General features: G+C 31.8%; 12 protein-coding genes. 7 read left to right on the forward strand and 5 right to left on the reverse strand.

Annotated features, from left to right (window positions below; translation table 11 throughout):
* Positions 1-214 precede the first annotated feature (214 nt).
* From pepF to EQM13_RS12510, 4 genes are read right to left on the reverse strand one after another with little or no spacing between them, the layout of a single operon-like run.
* Positions 215-2011: an oligoendopeptidase F gene (gene pepF / locus EQM13_RS12495; RefSeq protein ID WP_114219312.1), complete on the reverse strand. Its 1797-nt coding sequence runs from the start codon at positions 2009-2011 to the stop codon at positions 215-217.
* A 40-nt stretch (positions 2012-2051) separates the two neighbouring features.
* The gene (locus tag EQM13_RS12500) at positions 2052-3461 is read right to left on the reverse strand and encodes a peptidoglycan D,D-transpeptidase FtsI family protein (protein ID WP_071140520.1); all 1410 of its coding nucleotides are present in this window, start codon (positions 3459-3461) and stop codon (positions 2052-2054) included.
* Positions 3445-4692 carry an FtsW/RodA/SpoVE family cell cycle protein gene (locus tag EQM13_RS12505; protein ID WP_071140519.1) on the reverse strand — a complete coding sequence of 416 codons (1248 nt, stop codon included), beginning with the start codon at positions 4690-4692 and terminating at the stop codon, positions 3445-3447. The genes EQM13_RS12500 and EQM13_RS12505 overlap by 17 nt, the downstream gene beginning before the upstream one ends.
* 13 nt (positions 4693-4705) lie before the next feature.
* A complete protein-coding gene (locus EQM13_RS12510; protein ID WP_071140518.1) occupies positions 4706-5137 on the reverse strand; it encodes an FHA domain-containing protein in 432 nt (143 codons plus the stop codon).
* Between the two features lie 153 nt (positions 5138-5290).
* Here EQM13_RS12510 and EQM13_RS12515 point away from each other — a divergent pair, with 153 nt between their 5' ends.
* The 7 genes from EQM13_RS12515 (at position 5291) to EQM13_RS12545 (ending at position 15242) form a co-directional block, all read left to right on the forward strand.
* Entirely contained in the window at positions 5291-5689 is a 399-nt protein-coding gene (locus tag EQM13_RS12515; RefSeq protein ID WP_071140517.1) for a PspC domain-containing protein, read from the forward strand.
* A 161-nt stretch (positions 5690-5850) separates the two neighbouring features.
* Positions 5851-6495 (forward strand): polyprenyl diphosphate synthase, encoded by a 645-nt coding sequence (gene uppS / locus EQM13_RS12520; protein WP_071140516.1) that lies wholly within the window; start codon positions 5851-5853, stop codon positions 6493-6495.
* A gap of 72 nt (positions 6496-6567) precedes the next feature.
* On the forward strand, positions 6568-7236 hold the full coding sequence (gene sdaAB, locus EQM13_RS12525) for an L-serine ammonia-lyase, iron-sulfur-dependent subunit beta (RefSeq protein ID WP_071140515.1): 669 nt from the start codon (positions 6568-6570) through the stop codon (positions 7234-7236).
* Positions 7237-7240: 4 nt separating this feature from the next.
* Positions 7241-8107 carry an L-serine ammonia-lyase, iron-sulfur-dependent, subunit alpha gene (sdaAA, locus tag EQM13_RS12530; protein ID WP_128752847.1) on the forward strand — a complete coding sequence of 289 codons (867 nt, stop codon included), beginning with the start codon at positions 7241-7243 and terminating at the stop codon, positions 8105-8107.
* Between the two features lie 5 nt (positions 8108-8112).
* A complete protein-coding gene (locus EQM13_RS12535; RefSeq protein ID WP_128752849.1) occupies positions 8113-12936 on the forward strand; it encodes a cytidyltransferase in 4824 nt (1607 codons plus the stop codon).
* A 9-nt stretch (positions 12937-12945) separates the two neighbouring features.
* Complete coding sequence (locus EQM13_RS12540; protein ID WP_128752850.1) at positions 12946-14196, forward strand: Rossmann-fold NAD(P)-binding domain-containing protein; 1251 nt, start codon at positions 12946-12948, stop codon at positions 14194-14196.
* Positions 14193-15242 (forward strand): flavodoxin family protein, encoded by a 1050-nt coding sequence (locus EQM13_RS12545; RefSeq protein WP_128752852.1) that lies wholly within the window; start codon positions 14193-14195, stop codon positions 15240-15242. The genes EQM13_RS12540 and EQM13_RS12545 overlap by 4 nt, the downstream gene beginning before the upstream one ends.
* 59 nt (positions 15243-15301) lie before the next feature.
* Here EQM13_RS12545 and EQM13_RS12550 read toward each other — a convergent pair whose 3' ends face one another.
* Positions 15302-16846, reverse strand: a complete 1545-nt coding sequence (locus tag EQM13_RS12550; protein WP_128752854.1) for an IS1182 family transposase — start codon at positions 16844-16846, stop codon at positions 15302-15304.
* Between the last annotated feature and the right edge of the window lie 189 nt (positions 16847-17035).

The raw sequence follows: 17035 nt of genomic DNA on the forward strand, positions 1-17035 counted from the left end.
TTTTTCGAAACCTATTTAAATAATTCTAAATATGATAACATAGTCAATATAAGAGCAACTCCTTAAGTTTCTTACGATCAGGCACATTTATTCTTTTTAATCCATATAGTCCATTAGATATATCCGCATATTTACTCTTAGGACCATATTTTCATCATTCTCTGTAATTCATAAAAAAATAGGACGGCTTGCTTTTCACCGTCCTATTTTTTATCTATATCAATTCATCTATTTCGTCAACTAATTTCCCGAACAATGCTAAGGCATTATTTACCGGTTCCTCTGTCGTCATATCCACTCCTGCATTTTTCAATACATTAATCGGATAATCCGAGCTTCCGCTTTTTAAAAACCTCAAATATCTATCCACCCCGGATTTGCCTTCTTTAAGAATCATCTGTGATAAATATATGGCAGCAGAAAATCCGGTAGCATACTGGAACACATAAAAGTTATAATAAAAATGAGGTATCCTCTCCCATTCGTTTGCAATTAAATCATCAACCACTATCCCTGGGCCATAATATTTTTCGTTTAATTCCTTGTATGTCTTATTCAGATATTCTCCTGTCAATGAGCCGCCCTTTTCCACTTCTTCATATATAATTTTCTCAAATTCCGCAAACATGGTCTGTCTATAAAGTGTAGTTCTGAATTGTTCCATATAATGATTCAGCAAATATAACTTTTTCTCCTTTTCGTGGGTATTATTAAGCAAATAATTCATAAGCAAAGCTTCATTACATGTAGAAGCTACTTCCGCTACAAATATGCTGTAATTTCCATAGATAAAGGGCTGATTTTCCCTCGAAAAATAGCTGTGCAGCGAATGGCCCATCTCATGAGCAAGAGTAAACACATCATTCAGCGTATCCTTATAATTTAAGAGGATATATGGTTTTGAATCATAGGACCCGCCGGAATATCCTCCGCTTCTCTTGCCTCTGTTTTCATATACATCTATCCATCTGTCTTTAAATCCCTTCTTCACAATGTCTCTGTATTCGCTTCCTAAGGGTTCAAGGCCTTTTAACACTATGTCCTTTCCTTCTTCATAGGGAATCTCTATATCTATATTTTTAACTATGGGAGTATATAAATCGTACATATGAAGTTCATCTACATTCAATGCTTTCTTTCTTATGTCAATATATTTATACATGAATTTAAGATTATTATGAACGGATTTAATTAAATTATCGTAAACATCCACAGCTACATTGTTCTGGCCTAAAGAAGCAGACAAACTCGAGGGATATTTTCTTACCTTACCGAAAAATATATTCTTTTTTACATTCCCGTTTAGCATTGCAGCAAAAGTATTGTTAAATTTATTATACGTAGTGTATAATCCTTCAAAAGCTGCTTTTCTTACATTTCTGTCTTTACTTTCTAACAACGGTATAAAATTTCCATGTGTTATCTCTACATCTTTCCCTTCTTCATCCTTTATAACCGGAAATTTAATATCGGCATTGCTCATCATCGAAAAAATATTTTCAGGGGAGTCTGCGATTTCACCCATTTGAGCCAATAAGGTTTCTTCTTCAGTAGAAAGAACATGTTTCTTGCTTCTGAATATATCGTCAAAATATTGTTTATATAAACATAGTCCTTCTTCTTTTAACAATCCCTTCAACTCGTCTTCCTCAGCGGAAAGTATCTCCGGAACTATAAAAGATGTCTTTTCTTGAGCATACACATATAAACCTAACCCTTTATTATACAAAATCTGGGATTTGCTCTTTCTGCTGTCTTCATCCAATTTCATATTCCCATAAGAAAATATTTTGGAAACAATCCTATATAATTCATCTCTTTTTTTCAGGACTTCTAAAAGCACTTTACTGCTGCTTAAAATTTTCCCTTTATAATTAAAAATGTCCTCCGATAGATTTTTGACTTTTTCACAGTCCTTCTCCCATTCTTTTTCGTTTTTATACATGGACTCTAAATCCCAAGTATATTCTACAGGAATTTCTTCTCTTTCCTGCAATTTAATTTTTCCCATATAATGTTACCTCCCCTTATAAATTAATATTTATAATTTATTAATTAATGGTATTCATAGTTTCAACCATTAGTTTTTGAGCAATAGGCGCAGCATTTTTTCCTCCGGTAGAGCCATCACTTTCAAGTAATACAACTACAGCCACTTTTGCATCGTCTGCAGGAGCAAATCCTATAAACCAAGAATGAGTTTTCCCTGTAGAATTTTCGGCAGTTCCGGTTTTACCAGCAACCCTCATATTTTTAATTTGAGCTCTGGTTCCGGTTCCTCTTTTAACTACCTCTACCATCATATTCTTTACTTTATTAGCGGTAAATCCATCTACTCCTTGGGAAAGAATTTGAGGTTCAATACTTTTTATTACTTTTCCCTCAGGAGAAATTACCTCTTTAACCAAAGTAGGTTTAACGATATTTCCTCCGTTAGCAATTCCCGAGGCTATCATAACCATATTTAAAGGAGTCACTCTTACCTTTCCCTGACCTATACTTGAAGCAGCCAATTCGGTCGTAGAAATATTTTCTCTAAACGGAAAACTTGACTTCTTAACCGACAAATCAAAAGGAATACTTTTATTAATAAAAAAGTCTTCTGCCACTTCTCCAAGTTTATTTTTCCCAATTTCCACTCCGATCTGGGTAAAATAGACATTACAGGATTCAACCAATGCTTCTTGAAGATCTACTCTTCCATGACCCTTTCCGTTATAATCCTTAAATGTGTAGCCGTCTATTTTAACCGAACCTTTACAATCAATTACTTTATCCTCATCAAAATTTTCCAAGGCAGCTATCGAGGTTAAAACTTTAAAGGTAGAACCCGGCTCATAAAGTCCCATAGTAGCTCTATTCAAAAATGGACTGTCAGGGTTTTCAACAATAGTTTTCCAATTCTCTCTTAAAGTAGAAACATCAAAATCAGGCAGGCTGACCATAGCATATATTTCTCCGGTTTTGGGATTCATAACTATTACAGAGCCTTTCTTACCTTTGAGAAGGCTTTTGGCATATTCCTGAATATGATGATCAACGGTAAGTTTTATCGAATTGCCTTCCCCATTCGGTTTAATCATCTTTTGAATCTCATTTAAGGCTGCATTATCTTTTAGATTCAACAATTCATTATTATATGTGGCTTCAAGGCCTGATTTTCCATATTCTCTATAACTGTAACCTATAATATGACTATATAAACTGCCATAGTTATAATATCTTTTAGCAATTTCTTCTTCGCCCGTTTTCTTGCTATAAGCTAATATCTTCCCATTTCTGTCAAGTATCATTCCCCTTAATATACTTTCTTCGTCTATCCATAATCTTTTATTGTAACTGTTATTTTTAATATCTTTAGCATCAGCAATCTGAAAATAGCTTAAGTATACAATCAAGCTTACAAATAAAATACATACTGACACAAATACTCTTATCATTCTTTTAAGCTCTTTTTTCATCTTCTACTTCCTCCTGTTCTATTTCTTCTGATGCTACCTGAAGTACCCCCAAAGCAATAAAACTGGACAAGAGAGAACTTCCCCCATAGCTTACAAAAGGCAATGTAATCCCTGTTAAAGGTATGAGCTTCATAACCCCGCCGAATATTATAAATGATTGAAATCCAAATAATATACTTATCCCAAAGGCCACTATCTGAAAAAATTTATCATCCTGGCTGAAAGCAATCTTGAACCCTCTGTATACAAGTATAAGAAACAGCATGATTATTGCCATGCCGGTAAATACACCCATTTCCTCACATATTGCGGAGAAAATAAAGTCCGTATGAACCGCCGGAATAAAATCCGGGTGTCCAAGTCCAATTCCAGTTCCAAAAAATCCCCCACTTGCTATAGCAAACAGAGATTGAGTAATCTGGTACCCCTTATTGTCAATGTACTTCCACGGGTCAAGCCAAGTTGCAATTCTTATTCTCACATGGTCAAACAAAGTATAACCAAGGACTATTCCCACCAAAGAAAAAAGAACATTATACAATATCAGTTTCCTATTATCTTCATATACGTATTGTATTCCAAGAAAGATTAAGTAAAACAACGCAGCCATTCCTAAATCTCTTTGCATGAATAAAAAACCAATAAATATATAAACTACCAAAATTACATAATAACCATTTCTATAATTCTTCTTATATTTTTCTATATTGGAATAATAAGAGGCAAGGAAAAATATAAAAAGTAGCTTTATAACTTCCGACGGTTGGAAATTAAATCCTCCTACCTTAATCCAGTTGGTGGCTCCATTTATATTTCTTCCGAATACAAGGGTTATTATGAAAAGTCCTAATGAAATACCTAAATATAATTTCATCCGCTTATTCAATCTTTTAATTTTTTTAGTCATAATATAAGACAGGAAAAAAGCGAACACTCCCATACTAACCCATATCACTTGTCTTATTCCTATTTCAGGATTTATTCTGTATATCATTACTGTCCCTATACTTATAAGCATAGTAGCAATAAGAAATATATAATTGTCTCCCGTAGATATCTTTATAAGAATAAAATTTGATATATATATTATAAATACCATGGATATAGCTGAAATCATAGTAAATGCATCTAAATTCTCCTTCTCATATATAAAAAGAAGAAGCAATGCCATCAAATCAAACAGAACCAAAAAATTTCTCGGAACTTTATAACTTACAAGTTTATCAAACATTTTCTTCACCCCATTAATCCTTATTTACAAATAAGAATTCCACTTGCCCTAAATTTATTCTATCTCCGTTTTTAATTCTTATTACATCCATAACCCTTTGCCCGTTAACAAAACTGCCATTAGCACTGTTCAAATCTTCCAGATAATATTCATCTTCATCTTTTACAATTTTCAGATGCTGTTTTGAGATATATTGATCTTTAATAACTATATTGTTTTGATTTCCCCTTCCAATTGAAACTCCGTCATCAACAGAATAATATTCTTTTACTTTAAACGGCAAGGCCTCTTTCCTGTTTATAAGTTTTAAATAAGTATTTTTATCAAATGTAGTCATGTTTATTCCTTTAATATCTAAATAAATAAGCCTAATAATGTTTATCATAAAAAAATAAATAACAAAAATGAAAAGATATTTAAATACTAAAGATAAGATATTATACATAATTTATCCTCCATATAATCATTTTCTTAAATATAATGTTACCACAATGATAATATATTGTGAATAAAGGGTATTAATAAATTATATTAAATTCACTTTTATTATTATATCTGATAAAATATAATAATAAAATGAAAATAAGGGGGAATTGATATGGCAAGAAAAATTTATCGTTCCAAAGATAATAAAATAATAAGCGGCGTTTGCGGCGGATTGGGTGAATACTTCAACGTAGATCCATCTATAATGCGATTGTTGTGGATTATACTCGCTTTCGTTACAGCCGGTTTTGCTATTATTGCTTATTTTATATGCGCTCTGGTTATTCCCCAAGGGGACAGCGATGTTATTTATTATGGTGATGATGATGACAATACTTTTAAGAATAATTCCTCGTTTATAGGAATTGTTTTAATAATCTTTGGTTCTTTTATGCTTATCAAAAAATTATTTCCTTGGTTCACTGCCAAATGGTTTAATATAGGCAGATATTGGCCTATATTATTGATTATTGCAGGAATATATATTATATATACTCAAAGAAAACAATAATAAATATAAGCATATCTACCTTTTTCTGAAATTTATTTATCTTCGGCTTATATTAAGAAAAAATGAGACTTTCCTGTTGACTATAAGAAGAAAAAAGAATTTAATTATTAGAATATGGAAATAATAGATAAAAATATAATATTAAGAGAGGATAGATATTAATGAGGATACCAAATCATATCGGTATTATTCCGGACGGAAATAGAAGATGGGCAGTAAAAAATGGAATGACAAAGGAAAAGGGATATAACATGGGATTAAAGCCAGGATTGGAACTCTTCAAATTATGCGAAAAAGAGGGAATAAATGAAATCACTTACTACGGATTTACCACTGATAATACAAAAAGGCCTAAATTCCAAAGAGTAGCTTTTACTCAAGCCTGCATTGATGCAGTAAAAATGTTGTCGAAAGAAAATGCTTCCCTCTTCATAGTTGGCAATACGGAATCTCCCATGTTTCCTCGGGAATTAATTCCCTATACAATTAAAAGGCAAACTTTTGGAAATGGAAAAACAAAAATAAATTTTTTAGTTAATTACGGTTGGCAATGGGATCTAAATGATTGTTTTGCCTCTAACGAAAAAGATAAAAATATGATGGATTTGATTAGATCAAGAGAAATATCAAGAATAGATCTGATTATTCGATGGGGAGGAAGAAGACGATTGAGCGGATTCTTACCTTTGCAGTCTGTTTATTCAGACTTATATATAATAGATGAATACTGGCCCGAATTCACTCCAAAACATTTCTATAATGCATTGGAATGGTATGATAAACAGGATATTACTCTGGGAGGATAGGCTTATCCTCTTTTTTTTATTGATATCTTTTACTTCTAATGTTAAAATTAAATCATAAAAGAGGTGTTAAAGATGAAAGAATACGGTATTTTTGATATATTAGGTCCTATAATGATTGGACCTTCCAGTTCTCATACGGCAGGAGCAGCAAAATTAGGAAAAACCTCGGAAGAAATCTATGGAGATGATTTTGATAAAGTAGATTTCTATTTGCACGGCTCTTTCGCTAAAACATATAAAGGCCATGGTACAGATAAAGCGCTGGTCGCCGGAATACTTGGCATGGAACCCTCTTCCGAGAAACTAAAAGATTCTTTTATTATAGCAAAAGAAAAGGGAATTGAATTTAACTTTTACGAAACTGATTTAGGTTATGAACATCCTAATACTGTCAAAATAGTATTTCATAAAGACAATAAAAGGGATTTTTATATAATAGGTTCATCCATAGGAGGAGGAAGTATATTAATCACTGATATAAACGGAAACAAAGTTGAACTCACCGGAGAATCACCTACCCTTATATTAGAATATCCTGATAAAAAGGGAGTAATAAGTAAAGTGGGTACTATACTTGCATATAATAATATTAATATTGCAAATATGAAGGTTTCAAGATTCGATAAAAATGCTACTATGATCGTTGAAACCGACAATTTTATGGATAAGAAAATATTAGATGAAATATCCGCAGGTGAAGAAATAATATACGGAAATATTATAAATCCGGTTAGGAGGTAAAGTAATGTTTAACAACGGAAAAGAGCTTCTTAAGTTATGTAAGGAACAAAATAAAAAAATATATGAAATTGTCATTTTAAAAGAATGTTCTTCTTCAAATATATCCGGTGAAGAATTAAAAAATGAAATGAAAAAAATTTTAAATATAATGATAAGTTCTTCTTCCTCAGGATTGAATAAAAAAATAAACTCCATAAGCGGTCTTACAGGAGGATATGCAAAAAAGGTAGAAGAATATAAAAATGCCGGAAAAACCATATGCGGAGATACTATTATTTCTGCAATGGCAAGGGCCTTATCTACATCTGAAGTAAACGCATCTATGGGACAAATTGTAGCCGCTCCTACTGCCGGCGCTTCCGGAATACTCCCCGGAGCTATAATTACCGTAAAAGAAAAATTTAATCTTAAGGAGGAAGATATGATAAATGGTTTGTTTACTGCGGCAGGAATCGGAGAAATAATCGCAAAAAACGCTACTATTTCAGGGGCTTACGGGGGCTGTCAAGCAGAATGCGGAACAGCAAGTGCTATGGCGGGAGCCGGAATAGTCGAAATGCTCGGCGGAACTCCACAGCAGTGTTTAAATGCAGCAAGTTTTTCTCTGATAAACGTAATGGGACTTGTGTGTGATCCCATAGCCGGTTTGGTAGAATTTCCATGTATCATTCGCAATGCATCCGGAGTTATAAATGCGCTTTTATCTGCCGATTTGTCTTTATCAGGAGTTGACTGTATTGTTCCTTTTGATGAAGTTGTCGATGCTATGTATAAAGTAGGAAGGGAGCTCCCCACTTCTCTTAAAGAAACTGCCCTGGGAGGATTGGCTGCCACTCCCACAGGAGAGGAATTAAAAAGGAGGTTATTATAGTAATCATGTATGAGGAAGTTTATAATTCCATGTTCAACATAATAAACCAACAATCTGATATTGATGGAAAAGATGAATTATTGGAATATATTAAAGCCGATTCTTTTAAGAGAAGCTTAAATCGTTCCTTAGCTAATTTTTCCGTTGATCCTTCATCTTTATTGGACCTATTTTGGGATTATATCAAAGATCACTTTTCCTTTAATAAGGAGGAATGTCTTAAATACATATATTATTGGATCTTATATAAGTCATTTCCTCAAAAAATAAATATTGATTTTAATCACTCTTATGATAATTTGGTTTCTACTTATCTTTATATCTTAAGGGAATTCTGTAAATATGAGATATCTTACAATAAAAAAAGTTTTCTTCACAAATATCCTGTTTCTTTTTTGACCAAAGAGGAAGAGGAAAATATTAAAAATCCTGAATATTTTCACTTTAAGGAAATATTTTTTAAAAATTGGATTTATGAATTAATGAAATTAGACCAGTGCATTACCGGACATAACACTATAGAACATATTGCCGGTGTAAATAATTTAAGTTTATATTTATCAAGACAGTTAAAAAATCTTGAGATACCTTTAGATCTTGGAATAATAGCGGGAGCAAGTATAGGCCATGATATAGGAAAATACGGACTGAAAGAAGGAGAAGAAAAAAGGGTAGCTTACCTTCATTATTACTATACGGATGAATGGTTCAAACATTTTTCCATAAATACTATAGGTCATATAGCAACAAATCATTCTACCTGGGATTTGGAATTAGAAAATCTCCCCATAGAATCTTTGATACTCATATATTCCGATTTCAGGGTAAAAAGCAAAAATACAGATGGAGTTAATCATATACATATATACACTTTAGACGAAGCCTTTGATGTGATTTTAAATAAATTGGATAATGTCGATGAAAAAAAAGAGAAAAGATACAGGAAAGTTTATTCGAAACTTAAGGATTTTGAAAACTTCATGAAAAGTCTGGGAGTTAATACCGAGACGGTTAAGAAGAACTTTAAAAAGCCTGAACTTAAATTGTTTTCGTTGATGCAGGAAAAAGAAATCGTAGAAAATTTAAAATATTTTTCTATTGAGCATAATATTTTCTTAATGAATAAACTTATGAATAATCAATCCTTTAACAATATCCTTGAATCTGCCAGAAGCGAATACAACTGGCAAAAACTCAGTACTTATTTGCAGATTTTCTACGAATATTCCACTTATCTGACTCAGGAACAAAAGATTAAGACTCTCTATTTCTTATATGATTTACTTCTTCATAAGGAAGAAGCCATAAGAAAAGAAGCTGCTCAGCTCATAGGAATTTTAATCGGCTCCTATGACGAAGAATATCGAAAAGAAACTCCCAAATCTGTAAATAATGATACTTTTGAGCTTAAAAGTTCAGATATATTAAACAATGCTATAAAATTAATATTATTTCCGGAACATAAAATTCAGGATTTTCAGGAAGAATGGCTTTATAATATTAAGAATGTTATAAATTCGTTATTTTTGCATTGTCATAAAAGTAAGTATGAATCCTATGCGGATGTATTGATATCATATTATAATAACTATTTGATTTTATCGGAGACTCAGCAATTTTATCTTCTTCAAACCGTAGAATATATTCCATTTGAAAGTTTAAACAGAACCGAGCTTTCACAAATTTCTAAATATATAATCGAGCAAATAAAATCTCCAAATTTCGAGATAAGACTTCAGGCTTGGGATTCTATCAAAGATTTATCTCCTTATTTGAAAAATGATAATAAATTTATACCGGCTTTAAAAGAATATATGGAAGAAAACTATGCGCCCTCTTCCTCTATAGCCGAAGATTTTTTGAGAGTAAAAATAGCTGATAAGTTAGCATTAAGAGATAATATCATCAACACTTATAAAAATTCCTACGCTCGCCATAAGGATATCATGTCGGATATATTTTTCAACAATTTAAAAACCGCTACTTCTTGGATAAATAAAAAAATAAACATTGATATTCTATATGAAGAATTGATGAAATCATCTGATCCTAACGGCCTCCATACTGCCATGCATTTTTGCAATCTTCTTAAAGTAAGCGCTGTTGAAAGGGTAAGAAATTATGCGGGAGAAACCCTGATCAAAATTTTTAACTTTCTCACTCTCGACCAACGAAATGATATAGTTATTGAATTATCCAGAGCTCTCGAAATGCAAAGCTATCAATTCACAAAATATATACCGGAATATTTAGGCCGAATAATTTTATACTTAAGACCAATAGAATTAGACGAACTTATTGATGATATGGAAATAGAAATAAAGAAGTCCAACGTTCAAATCGCTATTTTATTGTTAAAGACCGTAGGAGTTGCAATTGAAAATTATAAAAGTTACGGGAATAATTTTAAAGAGGAAACAAAAGTAAACAGAAAAAGATTGAAAAGGCTCCTGGGAATATTATTAATGGAAATGGCTAATTTTAATCCTGAAATAAGTACTTATGCTTTCAGAGTCCTGGGAACGGATATCTTCGGTTCTTCAAAGTTAACTTTAAATGAAAAACACGATATATTTCTGTTAGTATCCAAAAAAATCCTTACTCTTTTAACAAAGAGAGAAGAAAACGAGTTCCTATTCTTGAACAATTCCGCTTCCTTAAATTATATATACAGGTTTATATCGGATTATGAATTTAATTATGGTGAAATAGACCTGAAAAGGAAGAAAAATATTGCATTTTTTCCCGGTACCTTTGATCCCTTCACCCTCAGTCATAAGGAAATTGCCATGGAAATCAGAGATATGGGCTTTGAAGTTTATCTGGCTGTAGATGAATTTTCTTGGTCAAAGAGAACTCAGCCTCACTCTTTCAGAATAAATATAATGCGAATGTCTATTGCTCAAGAATTGGATATTTATTTATTTCCATCAGAAATTCCCATAGGTCTCAATAATAGTAAGGACTTAAATAAGCTTAAAAATTTGTTTCCCGATTCTGATGTCTATATAGTTATTGGTTCAGACGTTATACTTAATGCTTCATCTTATAAAAACAACAGCCCGATACACAAATTTCCCCATATAATATTCAACAGGGAGACTTATATCTCTGAGGAAAATCAAAGTTCAATATTGGAAGAAAAAATAAAAAAGATTAAGGGGCATGTTGTAAGGCTTTCTCTTCCTCCTCAATACGAAGACATAAGCTCTACCAAGATAAGGGAAAGTATTGACAAAAACAGGGATATTTCAAAATTAATAGATTCCGTGGCAGAACAATATATATTTAAATTAGGCCTTTATGTAAAAGAACCTCAATACAAGACATTAGTGCAGCAGAAAACCTTTGAAGTGAAAGTATATGAATCCTTGGGTGAATCCCTTATTGAAGATATAATTCGTTCTATTGGGAAAAATATTGATATCACATTCTTGGAAAATATAAAAAATAAATCTGAAACAAGAGTTCTTGTTATAAAAGATTCGGAAAACAAAAATGTTTTAGCTTTTTCTTTGTATCACTGGTTAAAAAGCAGTATGATATTCGATGAATTTCAGAACAGCAATTTAACTGAAGAAATAAGAAAAAACGCCAAGGGCAGAATTGTCGTATTAGATGGAATATACGCTAAAAACAATAGTAAAGTCCTCATAGAAACTATCCTTAACGAAACTTTAGCTTTTCTCGTTTCAGATGATTATAACTACTGTATATATAAGAATAATACTCAATGGCAGAAAATGGTTGAAAATATTCTTCCTCTTTTGGGTTTTGCAAAATCCGTTCGTTCCTATAACGGGAAACCTATATTTATGGTAGACATGAATAATCCCTCAACATTAGATTTAGACATAGAGGACTCTTTAAAGGAAATCTTCAGGGAAAACAAAGACATAAACAAAGTCATAGAAGAAAAAAGAAATGAATTAAAAAAAGCAATTGTAAATTTATATCCCGGGGAACTGCTTCTTTCTTTCAGTAAGGATATGATATACAGTAAGTTAATACAACAAATATGTGATACAAATAAAGTTTCTTCGGCATCCCAACAGTCCAGGCAATCAGGTCCCTGTATATGCGCACCTTTTGGTTCTATTCTTAACGGATGTATTTTACCAAATACTATAACAAAAACTATCCATACTGAAAAAATATTTGACTCTGATATAAAAAATTTTTCTATAAGTGCTTTTCCTAACTATTTAAGTCTGGAAAATCAAATAAAAGTACTCCGTTCTTTTAACAAACCTTTAATTCTTGTAGATGACCTACTCCATAAGGGATATCGAATCAAGGTGCTGGAACCATTAGTCAGAGGTTCAAATATTAAGATTGAAAAAATCATTGTAGGTATATTATCCGGAAGAGGAAAAGAAATAGCGGATATGAGAAATCTAAATGTAAGTTGCGCTTATTTTATCCCGAATCTTAAGCTGTGGTTTAATGAAAGTGCTCAATATCCTTTCTTAGGAGGAGATATGGTTCAAATAAAAAACAGATTGGATAAAAATCTGATACCAAGCATTAATTTAATTCTACCTTATGTTTCTCCGAATTTTATTAAGAACACATCAAAGGATAATATATATAATCTGTCGGAAGTTTGCCTTAAAAATACTTATGAAATTCTTGAAAAAGTTGAAGAAGTTTATCAAGATATAAATAAGAAAAACTTAACATTAAAAAGGTTAAAAGAAGTAATACAGACACCCAGATGCCCAGATATAGGGATTAATATGGACTATGATATGAATCTTAGTCCTTCAGTATATGTTAAAAGGGACTTAGAACATTTGAACAGGTTAAAAAATATCTTTAAAAGGTAGGAGATTTTAATGTTTAATTATTATAAGTATAAAAATAAATACTTATTTTCAACTTATGAGTATAGTATGTTTAAAAAGGTTTCCCTTGATGAATTTATAGCAAATAAAAATAAATATTACTATTTGAAAAAATCTGATCCTCTCTACTCAAGGAGAAGCTTTTCCGTTTCCCATCCTGATTTTATTTTATCAGAAAGGGAAGATATCGATATAATACTCGACATTAAAGAAGAAAAAGAGTATTCTCTGCCTGAATGGCTTATAAAAGATATCTATAATGGAAATATAATTTCAATTAATACAAATTATCCCCATTGGTCCGAATTATTAGAGGAAAAAAGTCATAACAAATGGAAGGTGAATATCTTAGCCTTAGGAGATGTAGGAAGTACTCTGCTTATCGGTTTGAAACTTTTAGGAGGAGAACTTATCGAAAAAATAGGAATATGTGACAGAAACGAAAATAATAAAATAAGATGGGAATATGAAATGAACCAGGTGCGGAAAGCCTTTTCTAACGAAAAATTTCCTATGGTCAAAGGAATAGATATAGAGAGTTTATTTGATTGTGACATGTTTGTATTTTGTGCATCAAAAGGTGTGCCTCCCACAAACAGCAAAGCGGGCGACGTCAGAATGGTTCAATTCAACGGCAATTCAGCCATTATAAAAGAATATGCCTATATGGCACGGAAAAAACATTTTAAGGGTATATTTGCTGTAATATCAGATCCCGTAGACCTTCTATGCAAAAAAGCATTTCTTGAAAGCAATAAGGATGAATATGGAAATTTAGATTTTGAAGGAATTCCTGCCGATAAAGTCATCGGATACGGGCTGGGCGTTATGAACGGAAGAGCAGCTTTTTATGCCGAAATGGACGAAAAAACAAAACATTTTTTAAATGAAGGAAGAGTTTTTGGCCCTCATGGAGAAGGATTAATAGTAGCGGACAGCATCAAAAATTATAATGAAAATCTGTCTAATCTATTAACGGAAAAAACAAAGAATGCCAATTTAAAAATAAGAAGTTTGGGATATAAGCCATATATTGCTCCCAGTTTGTCTTCAGGTGCACTATCTCTGTTATCAACAATGAGTGGAGATTGGTTTTACGGTTCAACTTATATGGGTGGAGCTTATATCGGAGCAAAATGCAGGCTCATAAACAATAATATTGAAGTAGAAAAATTAAATTTACCTGAACCTCTGTTTAGTAAGATTAAATCCGCTTATGAAAGGTTAGTGAAAATAATATGAATGATTTATTTTTAATTATTCCCGAAAAGCCTTCCTTTATGTTGGAAAAGATGATTCAAGCCGTTATTCAGGATAGAGATCCCGTTATAATCAATGATGAAAACCATGTTTCATCATTAAGGCAGGGAAAGATCATATTTGCTCTTGAAGTCAATAATATAGGATTTAGCAATAATCTTTCAAATATATTTTCTAAACTATATTCTATGGGGAACTCCTCCCTATTTGGCTTCCAGGGAATAGTTTTAACCCATAGTAATACGGAATTGTATACAAGGAGTGCTGCTCAGAATATAATATTCCACGGAAATCAATTAGGTTTAAGATTTATAGGAAGGCCTTTAGTTGAAGCAACAGGAAATTTAGAAAATTTTATTCCTATGAAAAGTATATATAATGATTCTTTGGAAAATATTTGCCTAAATTCTTGCTATGAATTGGGACAAAGGTTTTTCAAAGACAATATCAGCCCTATAAAAAATCCTAAAATATTAATAATTTACTCCAGTAACTGGAGAACTTCCAACAGTCTTCTTCTTTGGAACATGGTTAAAAGAAATTTAAATTCATGTAAAATAAGAGAAATTCACATAGGAAACGGAACAATATATGACTGCAAAGGTTGTCCTTATAAAACTTGTAAACATTACGGCCAGCAAGTAAGCTGCTTTTATGGGGGAATAATAGTTGAAGAGGTCTATCCCGCTCTTCTTCAATCAAACGCAGTGGTATTCATCTGTCCTAATTATAATGACTCCGTTTCGGCTAATATAATGGCTGTTATTAACAGACTAACCGCACTTTTCAGGAGAACAAAATTTTATGATAAAACTTTGTTCTCCATAATTGTATCAGGATATTCAGGAAGCGATATTGTGGCTAAGCAAATTATAAGCAGTTTAAATCTAAACAAGACTTTCAGGCTGCCTCCGTATTTCTCTTTAATGGCTACAGCCAATAACAAAGACTCCATAAAAGACGTGCCCAACATCGAAGAAAAAGCAAAATGCTTTGCCGAAAATATTATGAAAGAAATAAAAAAATAGGAGGACATGGGGACGTTTCGGGACCAGTGAAAAAGTAGCTTTTTTCCCTAATAATTATTCTAATTCAAACAAAATTTATAATACTGACTAAAAATTTTAATGTTTAAGGTAAATATACAAAATTTAGAGGCAGCTATTGCTGCTATCCTCTTTATATTTACCGCTATTGCTGCTAATTTCGATTGCATGGACACACTTAATAGACCATATCCTCTTGCACGATATAGTCCGTGAAATCTTTTGAGTTCTGCATTTTTGCCTTCTATGGAAGCCCTTTTTTTATATTTTTCCAAGTATTCTTCCGTCTTTTGATATTGTGATATTTCATAGAATTCTATAGTATTTAATCCTATCTGTAGTATCTTCCTTGCACTTTTTTTTGCACACTCATCATGTTTTGGGCATCTTTTACATTGTTCCGGTTCAAAATAATATTTATATCCTTCTCTGTCCGGCCTTGATTTCCCCTTTATTTTATAATATTTCTTTTTTACGGTTATATTGCCTTCTCTACACTCCCACTCGTCTGAGTCTTTATTGTATGAAAATTCGCTTTCATCAATTCTATATACCGATTCACTTACAGGTATGTAAGCTTTAGCTTTAATTTCCTCAATACTATTTAAAATTGGTTTCCTAAAATATGCCTTGTCCCCATAAACCTCCTCTATTTTCATTCCGGATTTTAATGTTTGCTCAATCAGTTCATCTGCATATGTTCCATCTACATATGCTCCATCTGCTGTTCTTACTGATGTAATTATTCTTTCATCTGCTGTCATCATAAATTCAGTTTTATATCCATAGAATTCTTGATTCTTACTTTTTCGGCCGACTCTTGCATCTTCATCTATTATGGAACGAACACCTTTCTGATTTAAAAATTTAGGATCTTCTATTATTTCTCTTGCTTTTTCTATAGTTTCTTTTGTTTTTATACTTTCACTGCAATCTTTTCTGATATTCTTTTTAACTTTACTTATTACATTTTCAAGATAATCTTTCATTACAGCCTTTGCTTCAGTATGATCTTCGATTTCTTTATATTTCGGTACTTCGGGAATTTCTTCTAAAACCTGGTTGTTTTCTTTTTCATATGTTTTAATAATTTTTCTTGCTAAATGTTTCATTAACCTCTCTGGAGTCTTTCTTATTGTATTTGCTTCTATATGAGTGGCATCAACGCTTACACTTGTTCCTCCTATTATCCCTTTCTCTACACATTGTCTTACAATTTCTGTGATTATTTCATCTAAAGTAGCTTCTTCCAGTCGTTGAGTTCTAAATTTCGATAATAAACTTTTGTCAGGTAACTCATCTTCCGGATTAATGCCAAGAAAATACATATATCCTAAGTTTAAGTTTGCTTCTTCAATAACCTTTTCATCCGATAATATGTACAAATGTTGAAGAAAAAGCAATTTACACATCATTTCAGGTTCTTTTGCAGGTCTTCCAAAGTTTTTACAATAGCTGTCTTCAAGCAATTTATTGATAAAACTAAAATCTACTACATAATTTATTTTTTTTAGTATATGATTCTCAGAAATTTTATTGTATAATATTGAGTGTAGAGACATTTGTTTTTGAACTTGTCTTAACATGATAAAGCCTCCTCATTTGGTTATGTTTTGTTTGCACTTACATTATACCATATCAGGAGGCTTTTCTTTTATTGTATAAATATCTTATTTTTAATACAATTTTTATTATCAAATGGAGACTTTATCACTGGTCCCGGACGTTTCATTTGTCTTTTTTGTATTTCTATGCCATTTCTTCCGTATTGCTTT

This window comes from Acidilutibacter cellobiosedens, from assembly GCF_004103715.1.
In the GTDB taxonomy this organism is placed as follows: domain Bacteria; phylum Bacillota; class Clostridia; order Tissierellales; family Acidilutibacteraceae; genus Acidilutibacter; species Acidilutibacter cellobiosedens.